General features: G+C 73.5%; 6 protein-coding genes. 3 read left to right on the plus strand and 3 right to left on the minus strand.

Annotated elements, in window-relative coordinates; all coding sequences use genetic code 11:
• Positions 1-1,687: 1,687 nt before the first annotated feature.
• Both OO69_RS47815 and OO69_RS47820 read left to right on the plus strand, forming a co-directional pair.
• Entirely contained in the window at positions 1,688-2,668 is a 981-nt protein-coding gene (locus tag OO69_RS47815) for a helix-turn-helix transcriptional regulator (protein ID WP_033287337.1), read from the plus strand.
• A gap of 36 nt (positions 2,669-2,704) precedes the next feature.
• Positions 2,705-3,187, plus strand: coding sequence for a DUF456 domain-containing protein (locus OO69_RS47820; RefSeq protein ID WP_033287338.1), 483 nt, complete (start codon positions 2,705-2,707; stop codon positions 3,185-3,187).
• A gap of 3 nt (positions 3,188-3,190) precedes the next feature.
• Here OO69_RS47820 and OO69_RS47825 read toward each other — a convergent pair whose 3' ends face one another.
• Positions 3,191-4,399, minus strand: coding sequence for an SGNH/GDSL hydrolase family protein (locus OO69_RS47825; RefSeq protein ID WP_033287339.1), 1,209 nt, complete (start codon positions 4,397-4,399; stop codon positions 3,191-3,193).
• A gap of 178 nt (positions 4,400-4,577) precedes the next feature.
• On the opposite strand from OO69_RS47825, the gene OO69_RS47830 reads away from it, so the two are divergent.
• Entirely contained in the window at positions 4,578-4,949 is a 372-nt protein-coding gene (locus OO69_RS47830; RefSeq protein ID WP_051801867.1) for a PPOX class F420-dependent oxidoreductase, read from the plus strand.
• Position 4,950: 1 nt separating this feature from the next.
• Here the strand turns inward: OO69_RS47830 and OO69_RS47835 are convergent, their stop codons facing one another.
• Together OO69_RS47835 and OO69_RS47840 are read right to left on the minus strand one after the other, a co-directional pair.
• Complete coding sequence (locus OO69_RS47835; protein ID WP_033287341.1) at positions 4,951-5,436, minus strand: methylated-DNA--[protein]-cysteine S-methyltransferase; 486 nt, start codon at positions 5,434-5,436, stop codon at positions 4,951-4,953.
• Positions 5,433-6,842, minus strand: a complete 1,410-nt coding sequence (locus OO69_RS47840) for a DNA-3-methyladenine glycosylase 2 family protein (protein WP_078652920.1) — start codon at positions 6,840-6,842, stop codon at positions 5,433-5,435. The genes OO69_RS47835 and OO69_RS47840 overlap by 4 nt, the downstream gene beginning before the upstream one ends.
• Between the last annotated feature and the right edge of the window lie 166 nt (positions 6,843-7,008).

Consider the following 7,008-nt stretch of genomic DNA (forward strand, 5'->3'; position numbering starts at 1 on the left):
CGGGTAGGGACGCGGGGCGGACCGCCCATCGGGGCGGAGGCCCTCCGGAGCCACGGTGGGACTGTCGGCAGGGGGCGCCGGAACGGCCGACGACTGCGGGTAGGGGCGCGGGGCGGACGGACCATCCGGGGCGGACCGCCCGTCGGGGCGGAGGCCCTCCGGAGCTGCGGTGGGACTTTCGACAGGGGGCGCCGGAACGGCCGACGACTGCGGGTAGGGACGCGGGGCGGACCGCCCATCGGGGCGGAGGCCCTCCGGAGCCACGGTGGGACTGTCGGCAGGGGGCGCCGGAACGGCCGACGACTGCGGGGGCGGAAAGCCCGTCCGGACGCAGGTCCCCCGAAGCGACGCCGGGGTTGTCGGCAGGAGGCACGGGAGCCGCCGGTCGCGGCGGATACGCGGGCGGAAGCTCCGCACCGGCGGGCCGCTGAGGGTCGGGAGACCAGAGGCCGGCCTGTGTGTCCACGCGCGGGCCCTGCCGGGGTGGCACGGGCGGGGCCGTGTCGTCGGGGGTCGCGGGCATGAACACCGGAGGCTCACCACTCGGGCCCGCACCGGGCGCGGCCGGCGCCACAGGTGTGAACACCGGAGGCTCGCCGTACGGAGTCGAGCCGCCACCTCCCGGAACCGCGGACGACGAGGCGCCGTCACCCGGAGCAGCGGCGCCCGGCGCGTCACCCCGGAGGGGACCACCCCCCGCCGAACCGCCCCCAGTCCCACCCACCCCCGAAGCTCCAACCGAGCCACCACCGTCCACACCCGACCCCGGCCCACCGACCGGCGCCTGTGCCACGGGAGCAGAGGTCCCAGGCGTCTCCGCCGACCCCTGGAACGGGGGCCCTGGCGGGACCGCCGCAACCCCCGGAGGTACCGCGGACGGCGACTCCCACCCGCCCCCCGGTGAAGCGGAACCCGTACCGCCAGGCAGCTCCGAGTCGGGCCGGGCTCCCGCCCGGGGCCCCGGGACACCCGGGCCCACCGGTTGATCCCGCTCGTCCGCCGGAGGCACCCTCACCGTCCCGGCCGCCGAAGCGAACCGTTCGTCGACGGAGTCCCCCGCGCCCGTGGGCCCCGTGTCCTGCGCCGTGTCGTCGTACAGCTGGCTCCACCAGTCGTCCTCGTGACCGGTCGGCGTTCCCCCCTGCTGGCTCATGCCCCTAATTGTCCACCGCACGGGCCAGTTGGAAACGGGGCGTCCGGAAAATCGGACGCGAGCCCCTCCTCGGACGGCGTGTCGGACGACCTGCCGAACACCCGTCCGCCACAGGGCGACACAGGTCGACACAGGGCCGCCGGACGGTCCCACCCCCCACGGGAGAACCGCCCGGCGACAACTGGGTGACCCGGCCCCAACTCCCCTGCGTGCCGGCGCACGACATGGGCCCGGGTCACGTTCCAAGTGACCGAATCCCGTTGCGGGTTCGGCCCACCCGGTCCCGAGTGTGACCGGCTTTCCTGAAGCTCCCCTGTGATTCACGCCGGTCTCCCCCATGACCCACCGCGCGCGAACCCCCAGGCCACAAAGGCCCAATACCGGCATTACGGACGGCAGTTGATGCCCCGGTGGCGCAACCTTGGCAGAGTGACGGGTGGTACGGCGATGATGTGCCGAGGCGGTTTCGCGCCGTGGCTGTTTTCCGCCACGGCGCGCGGGACGCGACGGGGTCTTCGGGGAGAGGCGGCACTGGTGCTGGGAGCGATAGGCCTGGACGAGGCGCACGAGTCGGCGTACCGGGCACTGGTGTCCGTCGGCGCCGCGGACGTGCCCGATCTCGCCCGACGGCTGACCATCGGGGAGTACGACGCCGAGCGCGCCCTGCGCCGCCTGGAACGGCACGGACTCGCCGCCCAGTCCTCGGCCCGCCCCGGCCGCTGGGTCGCCGCCCCGCCCGGGGTCGCCCTCGGCGCGCTGCTCACCCAGCAGCGCCACGAACTGGAGAAGGCGGAACTGGCCGCCGCCCTGCTCGCCGAGGAGTACCGCGCCACCGCCGCCGAACCCGCCGTACACGACCTGGTGGAGGTGGTGATCGGCGCCGCGGCCGTCACCCAGCGCTTCCTCCAGCTCCAGCTCGGCGCGACCGAGGAGGTCTGTGCGCTGGTCACCGGGACCCCGGTCGCCGTCACCGGCATGGAGAACGACGCGGAGGAACAGGCCGCCGACCGCGGGGTCCGCTACCGGGTCGTCCTCGAACGCGCGGTCCTCGACCAGCCGGACGGCATCACCGAACTCACCGCCGCGCTCAGCCGCGACGAACAGGTACGGGTGGTCGACAAGGTCCCGACGAAGCTGGTGGTCGCCGACCGGACCCTCGCGCTGGTCCCGCTGACCTCGCACACCGCGGAGCCCGCCGCGCTCGTCGTGCACGCGAGCGGCCTGCTGGAACTGCTCTCCGGACTCTTCGAGTCGATCTGGCGGGACGCCCTCCCCCTGCGCCTCGGCGCGTCCGGCCCCACCGAGCAGAACCCGGACGGCCCCGACGCCACCGACCTGGAGGTGCTGTCCCTGCTGCTGGCCGGGCTGACCGACGCGAGCGTCGCGAAACAGCTCGACCTGGGCCTGCGCACGGTCCAGCGCCGGGTGAAGCGCCTGATGGAGCTGACCGGCGTCACGACCCGGCTGCAACTGGGCTGGCACGCCTACGAACGGGGCTGGGTCGCCCGCGGCTGACCTGCGGTTTCACCGTCCGTCCCGCACGCTGGACAGATGGGAGTGGGTGAACTCCTCCTGGTCGGCGTCGTCATCCTGCTCGGCCTGTGCGGAGTCTTGGTGCCCGGAGTGCCGGGGTCGTGGCTGGTGTGGGCCGCGGTCCTGTGGTGGGCGCTGAAGGACCCGCAGCCGGTGTCCTGGGGCGTCCTCGTGGGCGCCACGGTCGTCCTCTTCCTCTCCCAGGTCGTCCGCTGGGCCCTCCCACCCCGCCGTCTGCGCGCGAGCGGCGCGACCCCCCGAATGGGCGTGTACGCCGGTGCCGGCGCGTTCCTCGGCTTCGTCCTGATCCCCGTGCTCGGCGCGATCCCCGGCTTCATGGCCGGCATCTACCTCCACGAACGCCTCCGCCTGGGCCGCCACGGCGAGGCCATGGCCTCCCTCCGTACGGCGATGCGCTCGGGCGGCTCCAGCGTCCTGACCGAACTGTTCACCTGCCTGCTGATCATGGGCGCGTGGGTGGGCGCGGTGATCTGGGGCTGACCCTCAGCCGAGCGTGGTCAGGTCGACCGTCTCGGCGAGCGCCCGCATGCCCGCGTCGTTGAAGTGCAGATGGTCGCCGCAGTCGTAACCGGGCAGGATCCGCTGCGGCTGCGCCGGGTCACGGACGGCCGCGTCGAAGTCGACGACCGCGTCGAAGGGCCCGCCCCCACGGATGAACCCGTTGATCTCCTGCCGCACGGCTTCGCGGGCCGCCGTGTACCCGCCGCTGCCGCCGTACGGCGTGAGGGTCGCGCCGATGACACGGATCCCGTACGCGTGGGCCCGGCTCACGAGAGTGCGGTACGCGTCCTCGAAGGCGCCGGGGTCGGTGGCGTTCGGGGTGCCCTTGATGTCGTTGATGCCCTCCAGGAGGATCACCACCCGCACTCCCGACCGCGACAGGGCGTCGGCGTCGAGACGGGACAGGGCACTCGGTCCTACGTCGTCCCGCAGGAGGCGGTTCCCGGAGACACCGGCGTTGAGGACACCGAGGCGGCGGTACGACGGGAGGGCGCCGAGACGTTCGGCGAGCCGGTCGGGCCAGCGGTGGTTGGCGTCACGGGTGGAGCCGTTGCCGTCGGTGAGGGAGTCGCCGAAGGCGACGACACTGCCGGCCGCCGGGGCGTCGAGGACGTCGACACCGGTGACGTAGTACCAGGAGGTGGTGGTCGCCGTGTACGCGGAACCGTCGACATCGGCGGTCCGATTCCCTTGCGGAGCACGGTAGTTGGTCTGCCCGGCCGCGCGGTGGTAGGTCGCCGGACCGGAGTCCTCGGGCGTGTGGACGGTGACGAGCAGATCCGCCGCGTCGGGCACGGCGAGCGGTACGGGATCGCTGACGAGGTCCTCGCCCGCCGGAACGGTGACCGTCCCGGCACCCGCGAAGGTGGCGACCCGCATCGAACCGGGCACGGCGTCCGGACCCGTCTCGCGCAGGGCGACGGTCACCGCGTCGAGGCGGAGGGGCGCGGTACCGAGCCGGTTGGTGAGCCGGACGCGGGTGGCGCTGCCGCCGACGCTGAGGTGCACGACGTTGCGGAAGGAGGCGCCGGGCTGGGCCGGGGCGGTTCCGGAGGGGGCGGCCTCCCAGGTGCCGGTCCAGGTGGCCGCCGCCCCACCGGCCGGCCCCTCGGCGGTCGCCGTCCCCTCCCCAACTCCCGCCCCCAGCACGCACACCAGCAGTGCTACGACGACCCGTCCGACCCTGACCATGAGCGCTCCACCTCTTCCCACCAGCCAAAAGGAAGGCGAACGTGGCACGCCGGAACGGGCGGACGGCGGAGCATCACCGGCGTCGGGCCCCGCGTCCCCCTCCGGTGTGGGGCATAAGGCCTAAGGCCTGGGACCGGAGGCCGATGCGCGCGGCGGGCAGGCGTGTTTGGCTGCGGTCATGACCGAATTCACCGAGGCCGAGCGCGCCTACCTCACCTCACAGCGACTGGGCCGCCTCGCCACCGTCGACCCCCAGGGCCAGCCACAGGCCAACCCCGTCGGCTTCTTCCCGCAGGCCGACGGGACGATCCTGGTCGGCGGCTACGCGATGGGCCGGACTAAGAAATGGCGCAACCTGGAGAAGAACCCGAAGGTCGCGCTGGTCGTGGACGACATCGTCAGCGTCAAGCCCTGGAAGGTACGGGGCATCGACATCCGAGGCGAGGCCGAACTCCTCGTCGGCCCGCACGAGTTGGGCCCGCACATGAGCGAGGAAGTGATCCGCATCCATCCCCGGCGGATCCACAGCTGGGGCCTGGAGACCGACTAGCTCAGCCCAACGCGTCCTCCAGGGTGAGCAGTTGGACCTTGCGCTCGAGCCCGCCCGCATACCCCGTCATCGCCCCGCCGGCGCCGATCACGCGGTGACAGGGCCGGACAACCAGCAACGGATTGGCGCCGATCGCCCCTCCCACGGCCCGAACGGCCGCCCGGGGCGCGCCGATCCGCGCGGCGATCTCGCCGTACGTCGTCGTCGCGCCGTACGGGACGGAGTCGAGGGCGGTCCACACGCGCTCGCGGAAGTCGGTGCCGGAGGTGTGGAACTCCAGCTGGAATTCCTTGAGTTCACCGGCGAAGTAGGCGGCGAGCTGTTCGCCGGCGGCGCGGAAGGGGCCGGGGTCCTGCCGCCACTCGGGCTGGACGGTACGGCCACCTTTCTGGCCGGGCACGGAGAGGGAGGTGAGGGCGCCGAACTCGTCGGCGGTGAGCAGGAGTTGCCCCAGGGGGCTCTCGAAACTGGTCCAGCGGGTACTCATCGGGACTCCGACTCCCCTGCCGTGCGCAGGTGTTGTAGGTGCTGTACGGCGTAGGAACGCCAGGGTCGCCACGCGTCCGGAACGTCGATGCCGGGCGGTGCCACATCGGGGTCGCCGAGAGCGCGCGTACGGATCACGGCGACGGTCGCGGCGTCCATGCCGGGCAGCGCGAGCAGGGCCTGCTCGGCGTCGTCCCGGTCGACACCGGCGTCGAGTCGTACGGTGCCGTCGGTCAGGGCGGTGGCGAGGGCGGCCAGGGGTTCGCCGGGCGCGGCGTCCACCAGCGCGGACGGCTCGGGGAAGAGATGGGTGAGGCCACCGGACGGGGCGTCCAGCGTCTTGCCGTAGCGCCGCACCAGCCGCTCGGCCTCCACCCGCCCGACCAGGGCCCGCACGGCGAGTTCCTCGGGGTCCGCGGTGCCCGGTGAGCGCAGGCCGGGTCGGGCGGCGACCGGTTCGGCGAGCCGGGGATCGGCGCCGAGCCGCTCGTCGACGGCGTACGGGTCGGCGTCGAGGTCGAAGAGCAGCCGCAGTCGCTGGACGGCGGTGGTCAGGTCGCGGTGGTCGGTGAGATGCAGACGGGCGTCGAGCCAGCCGCCGGGGTGGGCGGGGGGCGCGGTCCTGAGGGCGCCGGGCCGTTCGTCGACGGCGACGATTCCGGTGCCGTAGGGAAGCCGGAGGGTGCGGCGGTAGGTGCGGCGGCCGGGGCTGCCGATGACCTCCTCCACACCTGGGACGGCCTCGCGGGCGAGCAGGTCGAAGACGGCGGCGGACTGGTACGGGCCGCGGTATGCGAGCCGCAGGGGGATTCCGGCGGAGGGACCGGCCGCCGTCGCCTTGGACGCGTGAGGCGCCTTCGTGGTGCGCAGCTCGCTCGGGGTCGACGCGTACACGGCGCGGATCGTGTCGTTGAACTGGCGCACGCTGGCGAACCCGGCGGCGAACGCGATCTCCGTGATCGGCAGGTCGGTGGTCTGCACGAGCACGCGCGCGGTGTGCGCCCGTTGGGCCCGGGCGAGGGCGACGGGTCCGGCGCCGAGTTCGGCGGTGAGCTGCCGCTGGACCTGCCGCGCGCTGTAGCCGAGCCGCACGGCGAGCCCGGCGACGCCCTCGCGGTCCACGACCCCGTCGCCGATCAGCCGCATGGCGCGGCCGACGACATCGGCCCGCGCGTTCCACCCGGCCGACCCCGGCACGGCGTCGGGACGGCACCGCCGGCAGGCCCGGAACCCCGAGCCCTGCGCGGCGGCGGCCGTCGCGAAGAACCGCACGTTCCGCCGCTTCGGCGTCACCGCCGGGCAACTGGGCCGGCAGTAGATCCCGGTCGTGGCGACCCCGAAGAAGAACTCCCCGTCGAACCGGGCGTCCCGGCTCCGCACGGCTTCGTACCTGGTGTCTTCGTCCATCACGGTGTCCAGTCTCCGCCATTCCCGGGGGTGGGGCTGGCGGAAATCGGACGGGGTGTTGGGGGGGCGGGAGTGGAGGTCGGTTTTCCGGCGGGGCCGGCGCGAGGGCTGTCTCTTATACACATCTGACGCTGCCGACGAAGGCTTAGGTGTAGGTTTTGGTGGT

Source organism: Streptomyces sp. NRRL F-525 (assembly GCF_000716605.1).
Lineage (GTDB): Bacteria > Actinomycetota > Actinomycetes > Streptomycetales > Streptomycetaceae > Streptomyces.

Coding starts and splice junctions, on each gene's coding strand:
- OO69_RS47820 (WP_033287338.1), top strand. CDS start 2,705: ATGGGAGTGGGTGAACTCCTCCTGGTCGGCGTCGTCATCCTGCTCGGC.
- OO69_RS47825 (WP_033287339.1), bottom strand. CDS start 4,399: ATGGTCAGGGTCGGACGGGTCGTCGTAGCACTGCTGGTGTGCGTGCTG.
- OO69_RS47830 (WP_051801867.1), top strand. CDS start 4,578: ATGACCGAATTCACCGAGGCCGAGCGCGCCTACCTCACCTCACAGCGA.
- OO69_RS47835 (WP_033287341.1), bottom strand. CDS start 5,436: ATGAGTACCCGCTGGACCAGTTTCGAGAGCCCCCTGGGGCAACTCCTG.
- OO69_RS47840 (WP_078652920.1), bottom strand. CDS start 6,842: ATGGACGAAGACACCAGGTACGAAGCCGTGCGGAGCCGGGACGCCCGG.